The 15153-nt window shown below is 68.9% G+C and carries 17 protein-coding genes; 5 read left to right on the top strand and 12 right to left on the bottom strand.

All coding sequences use genetic code 11. The features are described 5' to 3' along the window. Positions 1–43: 43 nt before the first annotated feature. Entirely contained in the window at positions 44–658 is a 615-nt protein-coding gene (locus ABJK40_RS15260; RefSeq protein ID WP_348480905.1) for a class I SAM-dependent methyltransferase, read from the bottom strand. 127 nt (positions 659–785) lie between these two features. Between ABJK40_RS15260 and ABJK40_RS15265 the strand changes: the two genes are divergently transcribed. Further along, positions 786–1472 (top strand): pyridoxamine 5'-phosphate oxidase family protein, encoded by a 687-nt coding sequence (locus tag ABJK40_RS15265; protein WP_348480904.1) that lies wholly within the window; start codon positions 786–788, stop codon positions 1470–1472. 80 nt (positions 1473–1552) lie between these two features. Here the strand turns inward: ABJK40_RS15265 and ABJK40_RS15270 are convergent, their stop codons facing one another. From ABJK40_RS15270 to ABJK40_RS15285, 4 genes are all read right to left on the bottom strand, one after another. Continuing rightward, positions 1553–2404: a patatin-like phospholipase family protein gene (locus ABJK40_RS15270; protein ID WP_348480903.1), complete on the bottom strand. Its 852-nt coding sequence runs from the start codon at positions 2402–2404 to the stop codon at positions 1553–1555. A gap of 84 nt (positions 2405–2488) precedes the next feature. Then, positions 2489–2821 (bottom strand): hypothetical protein, encoded by a 333-nt coding sequence (locus ABJK40_RS15275; RefSeq protein ID WP_348480902.1) that lies wholly within the window; start codon positions 2819–2821, stop codon positions 2489–2491. Between the two features lie 211 nt (positions 2822–3032). Continuing rightward, positions 3033–3914, bottom strand: a complete 882-nt coding sequence (locus ABJK40_RS15280) for a hypothetical protein (protein WP_348480901.1) — start codon at positions 3912–3914, stop codon at positions 3033–3035. 107 nt (positions 3915–4021) lie between these two features. Then, positions 4022–5860 (bottom strand): ABC-F family ATP-binding cassette domain-containing protein, encoded by a 1839-nt coding sequence (locus ABJK40_RS15285; RefSeq protein WP_348480900.1) that lies wholly within the window; start codon positions 5858–5860, stop codon positions 4022–4024. 79 nt (positions 5861–5939) lie between these two features. Between ABJK40_RS15285 and ABJK40_RS15290 the strand changes: the two genes are divergently transcribed. Further along, positions 5940–6479: a hypothetical protein gene (locus ABJK40_RS15290; protein ID WP_348480899.1), complete on the top strand. Its 540-nt coding sequence runs from the start codon at positions 5940–5942 to the stop codon at positions 6477–6479. A 25-nt stretch (positions 6480–6504) separates the two neighbouring features. On the opposite strand, the gene ABJK40_RS15295 is transcribed toward ABJK40_RS15290, so the two are convergent. Continuing rightward, on the bottom strand, positions 6505–7236 hold the full coding sequence (locus ABJK40_RS15295) for a DinB family protein (RefSeq protein ID WP_348480898.1): 732 nt from the start codon (positions 7234–7236) through the stop codon (positions 6505–6507). A 195-nt stretch (positions 7237–7431) separates the two neighbouring features. Here ABJK40_RS15295 and ABJK40_RS15300 point away from each other — a divergent pair, with 195 nt between their 5' ends. The 3 genes from ABJK40_RS15300 (at position 7432) to ABJK40_RS15310 (ending at position 8731) form a co-directional block, all read left to right on the top strand. Beyond that, positions 7432–7821 carry a VOC family protein gene (locus ABJK40_RS15300; protein WP_348480897.1) on the top strand — a complete coding sequence of 130 codons (390 nt, stop codon included), beginning with the start codon at positions 7432–7434 and terminating at the stop codon, positions 7819–7821. 185 nt (positions 7822–8006) lie between these two features. Further along, positions 8007–8420, top strand: coding sequence for a CrcB family protein (locus ABJK40_RS15305; protein WP_348480896.1), 414 nt, complete (start codon positions 8007–8009; stop codon positions 8418–8420). Next, a complete protein-coding gene (locus ABJK40_RS15310; RefSeq protein WP_348480895.1) occupies positions 8417–8731 on the top strand; it encodes a CrcB family protein in 315 nt (104 codons plus the stop codon). Before ABJK40_RS15305 ends, ABJK40_RS15310 begins: the two co-directional genes overlap by 4 nt. A 27-nt stretch (positions 8732–8758) precedes the next feature. Here the strand turns inward: ABJK40_RS15310 and ABJK40_RS15315 are convergent, their stop codons facing one another. From ABJK40_RS15315 to ABJK40_RS15340, 6 genes are all read right to left on the bottom strand, one after another. Next, a complete protein-coding gene (locus ABJK40_RS15315; RefSeq protein WP_348480894.1) occupies positions 8759–9550 on the bottom strand; it encodes a methyltransferase domain-containing protein in 792 nt (263 codons plus the stop codon). A gap of 230 nt (positions 9551–9780) precedes the next feature. Then, positions 9781–11133 (bottom strand): cytochrome P450, encoded by a 1353-nt coding sequence (locus tag ABJK40_RS15320; protein WP_348480893.1) that lies wholly within the window; start codon positions 11131–11133, stop codon positions 9781–9783. Between the two features lie 11 nt (positions 11134–11144). After that, complete coding sequence (locus tag ABJK40_RS15325) at positions 11145–11375, bottom strand: ferredoxin (RefSeq protein WP_348480892.1); 231 nt, start codon at positions 11373–11375, stop codon at positions 11145–11147. 115 nt (positions 11376–11490) lie between these two features. Continuing rightward, the gene (locus tag ABJK40_RS15330; protein ID WP_348480891.1) at positions 11491–12747 is read right to left on the bottom strand and encodes an MFS transporter; all 1257 of its coding nucleotides are present in this window, start codon (positions 12745–12747) and stop codon (positions 11491–11493) included. A 129-nt stretch (positions 12748–12876) separates the two neighbouring features. Further along, on the bottom strand, positions 12877–14199 hold the full coding sequence (locus tag ABJK40_RS15335; RefSeq protein WP_348480890.1) for a site-specific DNA-methyltransferase: 1323 nt from the start codon (positions 14197–14199) through the stop codon (positions 12877–12879). 17 nt (positions 14200–14216) lie between these two features. Continuing rightward, a complete protein-coding gene (locus ABJK40_RS15340; RefSeq protein WP_348480889.1) occupies positions 14217–15044 on the bottom strand; it encodes an SDR family NAD(P)-dependent oxidoreductase in 828 nt (275 codons plus the stop codon). Positions 15045–15153: the final 109 nt, after the last annotated feature.

The raw sequence follows: 15153 nt of genomic DNA on the forward strand, positions 1-15153 counted from the left end.
ACCGCTGTGCCACCGATTCGGGCCGCTGCGTCGGACGAGGCCGTCAGCTCGCCAGGCGCACGACCGCGACGTGGTATTCCCATCCGTCCGGACCTGCGTCGCGGACCTCCCACCGCTCGATCGTGCCGTGAGCTGCCAACAACGCACGGTTGTGGGCTGCGGTGCGCAGAGCGAACAGGCGCGGCAGGCCTGGAACCGTGTGATCCGAATCGATGTCGCCGAGCCTCCCACCCCACTGACCGATCATCAGCGGCGCACCCCGCATCAGGACCCGACAGATCGAGCGCATCGTGACCGCGACCTGGTCGGTCGGCACGTGCATCAGGGTGCTCATCGACCATCCGGCGGAGAACGTCTCGTCCCGGAACGGCAGGTCGAACATCGAGGCGGCGATCACGTCGGCTCCCGCTTCGCCCGCGAGCGCGCCGTTCGCAACGGCGAGATCCACGCCGGTGTAGACGATCCCCGCATCGAGGAACGCAGACGCATCGGTCGCCGGGCCCGCACCGACGTCGAGCACGGACCGGCGACCTTCGGCGACGATCATCTCGGTGAAACGGTCGAGCAAACCCAGTCGGAAGCCACTCGGGCGGCCGCGGAGACGGTTGGCTGCCTCGTGCTCGTAGTACCGGGCGAGGTCGGCTCGTACGCGATCCATCGCGCCCACCGTGCCATGCCGGCACCCGCTCGACGCGACGTGTTCGCACGCGCCGTGCGACTCCGCACCGGCCCGGTCGCATCAACCCACGCCGGTGCCGACACCGGAGAGGACTACCTTGCCGAACGTGACCGAAGTAGCACCCGCATCTCCTCGAACCACGCTGCGGCGAGGGGCGAACCGCGCCGTCTACGAGCGCGATCGGGTCCGGGCGATCCTCGACGCCGGAGTCATCGCACACGTCGGCGTCACCACCGATGACGGACCGATCGTGCTGCCGATGGCCTACGGCGTGCGAGCCGGTGAGACGGGCATCGGGGACGGCGAGATCCTGGTCCACGGGGCGCTCGCGAACGCGATGTTGCGGGCGGGCCGTTCGCTCGACGTGTGCCTGACGGTCACGATCGTCGACGGTCTGGTCGTGGCACGCAGTCCTTTCCACAACTCGATGAACTACCGGTCGGTCGTGGTGCGCGGCGTGGCCACGGCGATCGACGACCCCGACGAGAAGGCCGTCGCGCTGCGCGTCATCAACGATCACGTCGCGCCGATCTGGGACACCGCTCGCCCACCGTCCGCGTCGGACCTGAAGAAGACGCTCGTGTTGCGTGTGCCGCTCGCCGAAGCATCCGCCAAGGTGCGCGACGGTGACCCCATCGACGACGACGTCGACATGGACGGTCCTCACTGGGCGGGCGTGGTCCCACTCACGACGACGTGGGGCACACCCTGCCCGGCCGCCGACCTGGCCGACGACGTCGTCGTCCCCGATGCCGTTCGAGCGCTCGGTGGTGCCGACGCCCACCCGCACTGAGCCGACGACGAACGGAACGGGGCGAGCGGACTCCGGGACGACGGACCGGATGGTCGGTCTGCGTGCGGGCGGCGCGGTGGTCAGCGGTCGTGCGGATGCGTGAGCAGGCCGGCGAGGTCACCCGATTCGGCACGAGGCGATCGGATCCAGTCGGTGGACGACAGGTACGACCGGTCGATCAGTTCCCGAGCACGACCGAAATCGCTGGGGCCGACGGCCACCGGACAGAGCGGAGGCAGCACGTGCATCGTGCAGCGGTCCTGGAAGATCTCGATGTCGCGCTGCAGCCGTCGGTTGATCAGCACCGTGACGGCGTGGAGCGCGATGCCGAGCGTGCTCGACGGCGCCGCGGCGAGCCCGCACGCGGTGCCCGCCGGCAAGACCCAGATCTCGTCGGCACCGAGGTCGACCGCGTGGGAGATCGGTGTGTTGTTGACGACGCCTCCGTCGATGTAGGGCACTCCGCCGATCACGACGGGCGGGAACACCGCAGGGATCGCCGCGCTCGCCATGACCGCGTCCACCGCGGGACCCGACGAGAACCTGCGGTCCACGCCGGTGAGCAGGTCGGTCGCCACCACGTGCAACGGAATCGGCGCATCCTCCAATCGCCCGAAACCGGCGTGCATCTCGACCAAGCCACGAAGTCCGTCGGGCGGCACCAGGTGATCGCGCCGGCCGATGAACCCGAGCAGCCCGCCGACGAAGCGCGTCGGGAAGACCGTCGAGCGGCGCATGGCGCCCCACAGCACATCGAGCCCGTCGACACCGGCGCGGTCCCATCGACTCGCCATGAACAACCCGTTGAGCGCACCCACCGAGGTGCCCACGATCAGATCGGGGCGCACGCCTTCGTCGATCAGTGCGTGGAGCATCCCCACGTGTACGGCACCGAGGTTGGCACCGCCGGAGAGCACGACCGCAGTGGTCACGGCCAGGACGTTACGCCCTGGGCGACACCGCCTCGACGACGCCCGGAGAACCGGCGCCGTCCGTCGGTGAGACGTGGTGATCCGTCAGGCGTTGCTGAGCGAAGCGGAGCACTCGCGCACGACGCCGGCGAGCTTCGGCAGGACGCACGGACGGCCCGAGCAGGCGTCCCAGGTGCGGATTCCGCCGGCCATCAGCGGCTCGGAGGAGAGGGCTCCGACCTGCATCGCGACCTCGAGGGCGGTCGCGAGCTGGTCCGGCGTGTACGGGGTCCACAGGGTTCGGTCGTCGGCCTCGACGTCGAGGATCGGTGCACCGTCGGTGCAGTTCCAGCCGTCATCCGCCGACGTGCGGCTGCGAACGATGCGCACTCGACCTCGAGGGTTGATCAGGATGCTGCCGGACTCCAACTGACTCACGTACAAGTCTTCGGTCGGAGCGCAGGACGAGTTGAGCGATTGGTCACGAATGCCGTCGATCCGACTCCGCCCGGACGATCGAGCGTCGGGTTCGGCCCGCACACGTCACGAATGGTGTGGCAGGGGTCTGACCCACTCCACACCCCCCACCCCACACCCCCCACCCCACACCCCACACCCGTCGGGTCAGTGGTGTGGCGGGGGTGTTGCGTCAGACGGGTGCGCATCCGTCGGTGGATCCGTCACCGACGAACTCGGCGACCACTTCCGACGTCTCGGCCACCTCCACGTCGGCGACTCGCACGGTGGCGTCGGGCTCCAACTCCAGTGCGTACTCGAGAGCGATCCGACAGATCTGCTCCGCCGCCTCGTCGACACTCGACCCCCGCAGGTCGATGTTGCGTTCAGCGATCACGTTGTAGATCACGACGTCGTCGAGGAGGTCGGCCGTCGACGGGTCGGCCTCGAAGAACATCTGGAGACCTTCGATGCTGATCACGCTCGGGTCGAAGGGTTCGTCGTCGTCCGGGGCTTCGGGTCCGTCCGAGTCGACGTCCGACTCGTCCCCAGCGTCGACGTCGTCGAGTCCGCCCAGATCGTCGAAGTCGACGTCGTCACCCTCACCGAGATCGATCCCGCATGCCTCCGACGTGTAGGCAGCGAGGTTCTCGTTCGCTTCGGTGAAATCGGGGTCGAGCAGGATCTCGACCGCGGCGTCGATCGCGACGGGATCGTCCTCCTCGGTCGACACACCGAGTTCCGCGATCGCGTCCAGAGCAGCCACGACGGTGCCGACGTCGTCCGCGATCTCGCGAGGCGCCGACGACTGCACGTCGTCGAACAACTGGCGTGCTTCGTTCCCGAACGTCTCCTCGAGTTCGAAGTCCGCCGACTGGATCGCCGAGATCGCAGTGCAGAAGCCGTCGCTCGATCCGTCGGCCGACTGCCAGGAGTCGCTGGACTCGGACGGAACCGCGCCCCGCACCTCGGACCCCGCAGACGCGGGATCTCCATCTGATGCCGAACCGCTCGCGCTGCATGCCGCGGCGCCGAGCAGGAGGACGGACATCGCGATGGCGTGATGACGATGCATGACCGGAAACGTAGCGACCCACGGTGTGCGGCGTCTCTCACCGACGGGCACGATCCGGACCCCGCCTCGATGCGCGACGCAGATCGATCGGACACCCGACGGCGGGATCAGGCCTCGGACTGTTCGGCCAGTTCGAGCCAGGCCGCTTCCAACCGGTCGAGTTCGATCTGCGCCTCGGCGAGCGACGCGCCCCGTTCCGCGAGCACCGAATGATCGGTCGTGGATGCGAGCTCGTCGTTCAGTGCGTCGACGCGCTTCTGCGCCTTCACCATCGCCTGCTCGGTCTCACGGAGCCGGCGACCGATCGTCGAGGCGCTCGGGCCCGTCCGCGACGCCTTCGGCTTCCCCGACGACGACGCCGACTTCTTCGCCTTCGCGACCGACGGCACGCCCGAGCGCGCCGCACCGGATCGCGCTGCACCGCCGCTGGTGGCACGTTCGTCGAGCCAGCCGCGCACGCCACCGGGGACGCGTCGCATCGACCCGCCCGGTTCGATCGCCAGCACGTGGTCGGCGACCCGATCGAGGAACGCGCGGTCGTGGCTCGCGACGACGAGCGCACCGGGCCAGTCGTCGAGGAACTCCTCCATCGACCGGAGGGTGTCGAGATCGAGGTCGTTCGTCGGCTCGTCGAGGAGTAGCAGGTTCGGCTTGCGGGCGAGCACCATCACGAGTTGCAGACGCCGCTTCTCACCACCCGACAGCATCCGCACCGGCGCGTACTGCGCCGTCGCGTCGAACCAGAACTTCTCGAGCAGCGCCTTGTCCTCGTGGTCGGGCTCACGCAGCGGCCCGGCGACCATCTTGCGCACCGTCATGTCGGGGTCGAGCGACGCGGAGTGCTGATCGGCATAGCCGACCACGACCGTCTTGCCGGTGCGGATCTCCCCGAGAGCCGGAGCGCGTCGCCCGGCGATGATGTCGAGGAGAGTGGTCTTGCCGGAACCGTTCGGTCCGACGACGGCGAGGCGGGCCCCCGGTTCGATCACGAGGTCGACGCCGTGGAAGATCGTCGTCGGCTCACTGCCCGGGTTCTCGAACCGCTGACCGACGTCGATGAGTTCGACGACCTGGTTGCCCAGGCGGGTGACGCCGGCACCCAGTTCGAGGTCGTTGGCACGCACACCGAGGTCACGAGGTCCGCCGGCGACGATCTCGTTCGCCGTGCGCAGACGTGCCTTCGGCTTGGCGGTGCGGGCGGGAGCGCCGCGGCGCAGCCACGCGAGTTCCTTGCGGGCGAGGATCTTGCGAGTCGACTCCTCCTGCTCTTCGCGTTCGATGCGCTCGGCGCGAGCGTCGAGGTAGGTGGCGTACGCACTCGAACCGGTGGCCGCCTGATGGACGAACGACCGGCCGTGGTCGAGTTCGACGATCTTGCTCGGCCCGACCTGGCTGGTGAGTCGGTCGAGCGCATGGCGGTCGTGGGTGACGAGCACGAGAGCCGCCGACATCGACACGAGACGGGCCTCGAGCCACTCGATCGCTTCGAGGTCGAGGTGGTTGGTCGGCTCGTCGAGCACGATCATGTCGTGCGCGTTCTCGGCGTCGCCCGACCCCGAGTTGTCGACCAGCATCTTCGCCAAGGCGACGCGTTTGGCCTGCCCACCCGACAGTTCGTCGGTGCGACGCCCGAAGAGGGGCTGGACACCGAGCGAGGTGGCCACCGCGGCGATCTCCCACCCGTCACCCAGGTACTCCTCGACCGTGCCGGCCGGCAGGACCGGATCCTGTTCGAGCATCGTGATGCGTGCACCCCGACCGAATCGGACGTCACCGCGGTCGGGTTGCAACGCGCCCGTGAGGATGCGCAGCAGCGTCGTCTTGCCCGAGCCGTTCACGCCCACGACGGCCACCCGGTCGCCGCGCGAGATCGTCACGTCGAGGTCGTCGAACAGGACCTTGTCCGGCTGAGCGAGGTGGACGCCCGAGACGTCGACGCAGATCACGCAGCGACGATACGCACCACTCGGCGGATTCGTGGGGAAGTCGGACGGTGCCGGCCGACGGGGTCCGTAGCCTGGCCCCGTGGCGAGCCGAGCATCCAGCGGAACCGACGATGCACGGTTCTTCGGTTCGATCGGCCCGGCAACCCGTGCCCTCTCGGCGTTCGGCACCTCGGCGCTCGTCCCGCTCCTGCTGATTGCGATCATCGTCGGGAACCCCCTCGCGATCATCGGCTGCGTGGTCGCGATCCTGCTCCTCGTGTGGTGGACGATGCGGGCCCTGCGCGTCGGCTACCGCCTCGACGGATCGGTGTTGACCTCCTCCCACGCGTCGCGACGGGCCCCCGCCCAGGAGATCGACCTGCGCGAGGTACGTCGGACCGGCCGTCAGCGTCGTGGCCGGTTGGCACTGCAGATGAAGGACGATGCCCCGGGCCGAACGGCCGACGAGTCGGTCGTGCACCTCGACCTGACGAAGCTGTCGTTGGATTCCATGGTGCGACTGCGATCGGTGATGGCAGCCGAGTTCGGCATCGACTGCGCGACGTGGGGTGCGACCGGATACGAGCGTGCACGACGGGACCGCGAGCCGGATTCCGGCGCGAGCCCGGCGCTCGACTGAGCGAACCAGGGCCCGGACGCCTCGTTCACGCCAGGAGCGCCAGGTCCCGTCGGACGTAGCGCAGGTGCGCCCACTCCTCTTCGAGGATCACGCGCACACAGTCCCCGACCGTGGGATGCCAGTCGTCGCCGCCCCACGGATTGTCGCGCTCCTCGGCGAGCAGCTCGGGCGTCGCGGTCGCGAGGAAGTCCGTCACCATCTGCTGGCGCTCCGCTCGCACCGCGACGATGTCGTCGTACGTCGGCGTGTCGGTGCGGAAGATCGACACGTCGAATCCCATGTCCGCCGCGCCCGTGAAGATCAGGCCGATCTCGTGGAACGGCTGTTCCATGCCCATGATTCCACCGCGGAGCCAGGCATCGGTCGCCAGCACCAGGTGCCGCAGCGTCTGCGACAGCGACCACTCGTCGCCGACGTGAGCGTCCCACCACTCCGCTGGCGCGCTCGTCATCGTCGTCTCCCACGCTGACTGCACCGCCGACCATCCGTCCCGCAGCCCCTCCGGCGTCTGCGCCTTCTGCAACTCGCGGCCGGGGAACTGTCGATTCAGCTCCGCCTCGACGAGTGGCACGACATCGACGCCGTTGACGACGAGGCTGCCGAAGAACAGGTCATGACTGTCGATGTCGAGCCCACCGACGTCGACGCTGCGCATGGTCACCCCGCTCAGGTCGCACGATCTCATGACCGCACCACGAAAACTGGTCCGGACGAACGTCGCGTACTCGAACTGTCGTGCACCGGGGTCGATCGTCATCTCCCCATCCTGCTCGGTCCGAGCGGGTGGCCGCCGGTCGCGCGCCGTGGAGCCTCGAGCCGCGTGGACGTCGAGGCCCGTGCCGGTGTCGCGCGGTTCGGACCGAACCCTCTGACCGCCATCGTCGAGAACGGGCGTCGCCGTCGCCGAATTCCAGCCGGCGGCCCGCGCAGGGTGGCTGCGAGGATGGAGCACATGGCGCTCACCATCGACCCCGTCCTGATCGACTGCGTGGATCTCGGGGCGATGACCGGGTTCTGGTCCGAGGCACTGGACCTCGACCATGTGTGGACGGGTCCTTCCGGCGGACACCTGCTCGCCGCCCGTGACGGGTCGGACCGTCGGCTCGGTCTGATGCCCGCACGCGAGGCCAAGTCGTCCAAGAATCGGTTGCACCTCGATCTTCGCCCGGACGTCGATCAGCAGACCGAGGTACGTCGACTGGAAGGCCTCGGAGCGCGCCGCGTCGACATCGGTCAGGTCGACACGACGTGGGTGGTCATGTCCGATCCGGAGGGCAACGAGTTCTGCGTGTTGCGGTCCCTCGCCGAGAAGGACGGCCACGGCACGGATCGCGACGACTGAGTCCGTCGCGGTACCGACGGTCGAGCCCCGATCGACGGGGCGTTCGACGCCGAGAGACATCGCGTTCGGATGCGTCGACGGCGTGGTTCCGGGCACGGGATCCGCACGCGCCAACGACCCGGGCGATCGGAGCGCCCCGACGGCCCCGGGCAGCGTGCCCGGACCGGGTTCGTAGAGTACGGACGATGGCGATCGACGATTCCGATCCCGCCGGGCGGGGCGGCAGGGCGACTCTGGCTGCTGCGGCCGGTGGGGTCGTCGGGGCCGGTGCGCGGTGGCTCGTCGGCGAACTGGTGACCGATGCCGGGGCGTCCGGTCTCCCCTGGGCGACGCTGACCGTGAACGTGCTCGGCTGTCTGCTCCTCGGCGTGTTGGTCACCCGGTTCGAGCGGGGCTCGATCGCCTGGACGCTGCTGGCGACCGGCGTGCTCGGTGGGTTCACCACCATGTCGGCCTTCGCGATCGAGTTGAACGGCTTCGCCGACGACGGCCGCACGACCGCCCTCGTCGTGTACCTGGCGATCACGATCGCAGGTGGCGTGGGAGCGCTGGTGCTCGGCGAGCGGGTCGGGACGAAGTCGATGCGGACGCGCCCGTGACGGTCGTCCTGTTCGCCGTCGCCGCCGGAGTCGGGGCGGCGCTGCGACACCGTGCCGAGGTGTGGGTCTGCACCTGGCAACGGTTGCTCGTCGTGAACGTCGCCGGGGCGGCGCTGCTCGGCTGGCTCGTCGAGAACGACGTGCGTCGATCGACGCTGACCGTCGTCGGCGTCGGGTTCTGCGGAGCGCTCACAACGTTCTCGTCGTTCGCTCTCGAGGTGAGGTCGCTCGGCCTCCGTGCCGGGACCGCCTACGCCGCGCTCACGGTCGCCTGCGTCTGTGGCGCCGCGGCACTCGCCGCCACCTTCTGAACTCCGGAGCGGTCGGTCCGCCGACGTTCAGGCGGCGTCGCCGGGCCAGCGGAACACCGAGTGGACTCTCGACCACTCGGGCTCGTGGATCTCCAGGAATGCGGCCACCTCGTCCGCTCGATCCTCGCCGAGGCACAACCGACGCAACGTCGCCGCCACGCGGCCGGACGGGTCGTCGGCATTCCGAGCCAACGGCGGTCGCGGCATCTCCCACCGCTCGGCGTCGAGGCCCATCTCGGCGAGCACCGCGGCGAAGTCGTCGGAGGTGGGTCCGTCGGGACGCTCGATGTTCCAGAACCGGCGCCATGCGTTGTTCCACGCCGATTGCGGATGCACGGTCGGGAGCACGACCACCACGGCGAGGCGGGCGCGTCCGGTGAGAGCGACGAGGAACGGCTCGATCTCGGCGACGTTGTAGGCCACGTGATGGCACACGACCACGTCGGCGATCGGCGCGTCGAGCGCGACGTCGGGCCAGTTGCCCTGGATCGTCATCGAGCGCACGCCGGCCGCGGCCGCCGCCTCGGTGAACGACGCGAGCATCGCTGCGTCCTGGTCCACTCCGATGACGCGCTCGGCGGGTGGCACGAGCGACATCGCCGCGCGTCCGCCACCGCACCCGACGTCGAGCACCGAACCTCCGGTCGTCGGCAACACGACTCGTGCGACCTCCGCCGACAGCACCGTACGATCGAGCGTGTCGTCGACGGCGAACGTCGCCGTGTCGTGCGCGTACGGTGATGCCGGCGCTCCATCGAGAACGTGCTGGGGGATCGCCCACGCTTCGAGCTGCTCGGCCCAGTGCTCCACCGCTGTCATCGCTTCACGCTACGTCCCGACGATCGCCGGCCTCGCGCTTGCGCGATCGTCATCGCGCCTTCGACCCCACCGCCTCTGCCGACGACAGCCGCCCAAGCGGTGAGCCTGCGTGGCCCAGAGACCGACGCAGACTCACCGCCGTGCGTACCTGGCGGCGAAACGGCCGGGCCGGTGAGCGTCCGTCGTCCGCAGGACGACGCAGACTCACCGCGACGTGTGATGCTGCTCGTTCAGGCGAGGATGCGGACCGGCAGGGCGCGCGGGCCGCGGATCTGGCCGACGGACCACTTGGTGTCGCCCGCCAGTTCGAAGTTCGGGAACCGAGCGATGAACTCCTCGATCGCGACCTTCAACTCCAGCCGTGCGAGGTTCGAGCCCAGACACCGGTGGATGCCCAGCCCGAACGCCGCGTGGCGGTTGACCTCACGGTCGATGATGAACGTGTCGGGATCCTCGAACTGCTTCGGGTCGCGGTTGGCGGCCGGGAACGGAAGGAGCACCCAGTCGTCCTTCTTCATCGGGCACCCGTGGAAGTCGTGGTCCTTCGCGACCATCCGCGCCATGGTGACCGGCGCATACGCACGGAGGAACTCCTCGATCGCGAACGTCATCACCTCGGGGTCCTCGGTGAGGCGCTGACGGTCGTCCGGGGACTGGGCGAGGTGCCAGAGCGAGGAACCGATGGCGGACCAGGTGGTGTCGATCCCGGCGATCAGCAGGAGGATGATCGAGCCGCCGACGATCTCGTCGGACAGCTTCTCGCCCTCCATCTCCATGTTCATCAGGTAGCTCGTGAGGTCGTCACGCGGGTTCTGGCGGTGGTCGTCGATCTGGTCGGTGATGTACTTGCCGAGGTCGTCGAGGCCCTCGCGGGTGCCGGGTTCCTCGGTGATCCGCTCGAGCGCGTCGTGCACGAACTTGCGGAACAGGTCCTCGTCCTTCTCGGGGAAGCCGAGCATCCGACCGATCACGTTGACCGGGATGTGCTGCGCGTACTGGATCGCTGCGTCGACGACGGTCTCGCCCGGCGTGATCTCGCCCATGTCGTCGAGGAGGCGACGACACAGGATGCGCACCTCGTCCTCCCACGGTTCGATCTGCTTGGGAGCGAACGGCGGGAGCAGCATCCGACGGGCCATGTTGTGGAAGGGCGGGTCACTGGAGATCGGAGGGACGGTCCCGATCGGTGCGGGCATCGCCAGGTCACCGGGACGGCCCACGGACACGACGACCGCTCGACTGGTGAAGTTGTCGGTGTCGTACGCCACGTCATGGACCGCGTCGTGGGTGATCGGCACCCACATCCCGCCGTAACGATCCGAGTGGGCCACAGGGCAACCACCCTCGCGGAGTTCCTTCCACACCTCGGGAGCGTTCGGGTTGTACGCGGGGTCGGCGTGGTCGAAGTCGGTCGCGAAGTCGCTCACCGGGCCGTAGTGGTCCTTGTCGTACGGGACTCGCTGCCACACGTCGGTGCCTTCGGGAGACGTACCGAAGATCGGCTCGCGTTCGCCGAACCGGCCGCCGACGGGTGCGGCGAGCGGGTCCTCGGGGAGGGTGTCGTTGTCGACGGTGTCGGTCATTTGATGGTCCTTCAGTCCGTGATGGAGATGGCGTACTCGGGGCAGTTGGCGGCCGCGAGGCGAGCGTTGTCGTGCTGGTCGGCAGGAACGTCGCCCTCGACCAGGAGCACGGCCTGGCCGTAGTCGTCCACGTCGAAGAGTTCGGGAGCGAGTGCGTAACAGCGGTTGTGCCCCTGGCACTTCTCGGCATCGAGGTGGATCTGCATCATTGCTCCTGACGGGACGTCGGTGACTGGCCGCATTCGAACAGTGTTCCAATCTTGCTCGATCGGGACGCGAAAGGCAAGTCGAGGAGACCTCTGGCCGCTCCGGCGCAGCCCGGCGCTCAGGACCTCGACGACGCGGTCGGTCGGGCGTTCATGCCGATCGGCGTGTGGCCACGACGAAGACCGCGGCGGCGGGAACCGTGAGGATTGCCGTCGCCGCACCCACCGAGAGCCGCGATGTCGCCAGGGTGCCCACGGCGATCGGGGTCACGAGGAGTGCCACTCGGGAACCGCCGGTCAAGGCTCCGAGCCCCACGCCGGGGCGCCCCGGGTGCTTGGCCGCGTCGTCGTACAGCTTCGGGAACTGCGTGGCGATCCCGAGTCCCGCCGCGAGGTAGCCGAGCACGACGATCCACTGATTCGGGACGAACGCCGCGACGACGAGGCCGACGATCGTGACGACGATGCCGATGTCGGCGACGCGCTGGTGACCGAATCGGAAGATCATCGAGTCGCCTCCGAAACGCCCGATGGTCATCCCGACCGTGAACGCCACGTACGCGAGCCCGGCGATTCCGGCCGACGCTCCGAAGTCGTCGGTCAGCCGGATCGCCGCCCAGTCGCTGGAGGTCAGTTCCATCGCGATCGAGCAGCCGCCGACGAGCGCGAAGACCAGCAACGGACCACGGAACCGACGTCGCGCCCGGTCCGCCCCGACCAGCGACCCACCCGCTGCGATGATCGGCTCCAACCCGATCCCACCCGGCGTGCCCGCCATCGGTCCGGCGGCTCCGGTTCCGTCCGCAGCAGGTCCGTCGACGAGCGAGGCGTGCTCGTCGGTCCTCAACAGGCCCGCTCCGACGACGATCACGACGACGAGCAGGATCGCGGAGACCGCGAGGAGGTGAACCCGCAGCGTCACCCCGACGCCCGCCAACTGTGACGCTGCGACGCCACCGACGACCGTGCCCAGGCTCCACAGTCCGTGCAGCCGGTTCATCACGGGCGCTCGTCGGCGGCCGCTGATCCACGACCCCTGCAGGTTCATCGCCGTGTCGACCAACACGTCGAAGATCGCCAACGAAGCGAGCCCGATCACCAGGACGGCAGGCGCCGTGGCGAGACCGACGATCGACAGCGACGAGCACAGACAGACCCCGGCGACCCACAGCAGATTGCGCGTCCCGAACCGCTCCACCGCTCGCCCGACGAGCGCGCTGCCGACCAGACCGGAGAGTGCGCCGATCGCCAGGAGTCGTCCGAGCGCGTCGTTGCCGATCTCGATCCGGTCGCGGATCTCGGGAAGCCGTGGCACGAACGACGCGAAGAGCGCGCCGTTCACGAAGAACTGGACGGCGACCGACGCGAGCGCTCGTCGGTCGCTCGGTGACAGCCCGTCGTCGCTCATGAGGTGTTCACGCTCCCACATCGGACCACGCACACTCGGATTCGCATGAGGTCCGTGCGTCCCACGACCGCGACGACCTCACGCGAACCGGGATCGAGGATCGCTGCGGGTGCCGCGGACCGGACGCGTTCAGCGATGCAGATCGGCGACCGCTTCGGACAACCGGTCAGCGGCATCGTCGAGTGTCATGTCGATGATCGCAGCGATCGCACGACCCGGTCCCGTCACCGTGGCGAGCGGACCACCGCGGACCGTGCCGGCGGTCAGGACGATCAGCGACTGACCGGCCACGCCGTCGACCGTCGACTCCTGGAGGACCGCCGCCTTCGCAATGGTCTTCCACACGGTGTCGATCCGGTTCATCCCCGGTCGCGACGGTGTGTTGACGCCGCCGAACTCGAACACCTGCGAGACACCGTCGGATCGACCGGCGCGCACGCTCACCGTGACCCCCGGCGCGACGCGCACGTTCTCCTCCAGCGTGTCGAAGCCGCACTCGGCGAGCAGCGTCCGCGCCATCTCCTTGACCGTGCGCCGATCGGGGAGGTCGGTCGGAGCCAGCGAGGCGATCCGTTCGTCGGCGGCGCGGACGTACGCCTGATCGGTGTCGTAGCCGATGTAGTGACGCCCGGTCCGCTTGGCGGCCACGCCGGTCGTGCCCGAACCCATGAACGGATCGAGGACCACATCGCCGTCGTAGGTGAACAGGTGCAGGCACCGCTCCACGAGTGCGACCGGGAAGGGTGCCGGGTGGCCGACGCGTGTGGCCGACTCGGCCTGGATCTCCCACACGTCGAGGGTGGCCTCCATGAACTCGTCGCCCGGGATCGTGGACCGCCCCTCGACTCCGTGGGCGCCGCGGCCGTCACCACCGCGACCGACGCGGTCGAATCGACCCTTGCTCGCGATGATCAGTCGCTCGGTCGTGTCGCGCAGCACCGGGTTGGCCGGCGACTGGTACGAACCCCAGGCGCACGAACCGCTCGCGCCGCGCTGCTTCTGCCACACGACCTCGCCCCGCAGGAGCAGGCGCAGGTCGTCCTGCAGGATCGACGTGACGTCGGCGGCCAGGTTCCGGTACGGCTTGCGTCCGAGGTTGGCGACATTGACCGCGATCCGGCCACCGGGCTCGAGCGTGCGGACGGCTTCGCGGAACACGTCGCGCAGCATCTCGAGGTACTCGATGTAGTCGGCCGGCACGTGTCCTTCACCGAGTGCGGTCTCGTACTCCTTGCCGGCGAAGTAGGGCGGCGACGTGACCACGAGCGCCACCGATGCGTCGGGCACGTGCGACATGTCGCGGGCGTCGCCGACGTGGATCACGTCGAGGTCACCGCGCTCGCCGAGGGTGTCGTCGTCGCTCACCTGCGGCGGCGCGAACCGTGCGTAGAAGTCGGTCGCGTCGTGCGACTCGCGTTTGCCGGCACCGAACGCCGAGGTCGAGGTACCCATCTACACGAACTCCTTCATCACGATCCCAACAGGGGCGGGTTGGTCTGACTGGCGGCCCGCTCCATCCGCTCGACGGGCAGTGCCCGCATCTCCTCGTGAGTGAGGATCCAGAACTGTCCGGCGTCGACCGCCGACACCACCGCATCGGCCACGTCGGCGGCCGGGACACCGGTCTCGACGCCCGTGGTCAGCAGTTCGCCGATCAGAGCACCGATCGGACTCGACACCACGGTCGGTTCGTGCTGCATCAGGTCGGTCTTGACGAAACCGGGGCACAGCACGCTCACGCCCACCGGCGACCCGGTCGAGCCGAGCTCGAGGAACAGCGATTCGCTGATCGCCACGACGGCGTGCTTGGTGGCGTTGTACGGGGCGGCGCCCGGCAACGCCATCAGGCCGGCCATCGACGCGGTGTTGACGATGTGGCCGACGCCCTGCTCGGTCATGATCGGCAGGAACGCGCGGATGCCGTGCACCACGCCGTAGAGATTGATCCCGACGACGCGATCCCACAGGTCGAGCGGACCGTTCCAGGCGTCGCCGACGCCTGCGATTCCGGCGTTGTTGAAGACCAGGTGGGCCGCACCGAAACGCTCCAGTGTCGCCTCGGCGAGTTCGGTGACGGACGCAGCCGAGGCGGTGTCGCACACGACGCCGGCGACCTCGGCGCCGGCTTCGGTGAGGCGGGCCTCCACGTCGCGGAGCTTGGGTTCGTCGATGTCGGCGAGGACGACACGCATCCGCCGAGCGATCAGGCGGTCGGCGACGGCCAGGCCGATGCCGCTCGCTCCGCCGGTGATCACCGCGACGTTCCCGGCTGCGATCACCGACGAGGTTTCGGACATGGCGGCAGATGTTAGAGAACATCGCGCGCCGAGTGGTCGATACACACCGCAATCGCGCGCTCCGCGCGAGGTTGGTCTTTCTGGTTCAGAACCAGAAGGACCAACTCGG

The organism is Ilumatobacter sp., assembly GCF_039969435.1.
Classification (GTDB): Bacteria; Actinomycetota; Acidimicrobiia; order Acidimicrobiales; family Ilumatobacteraceae; genus Ilumatobacter_A.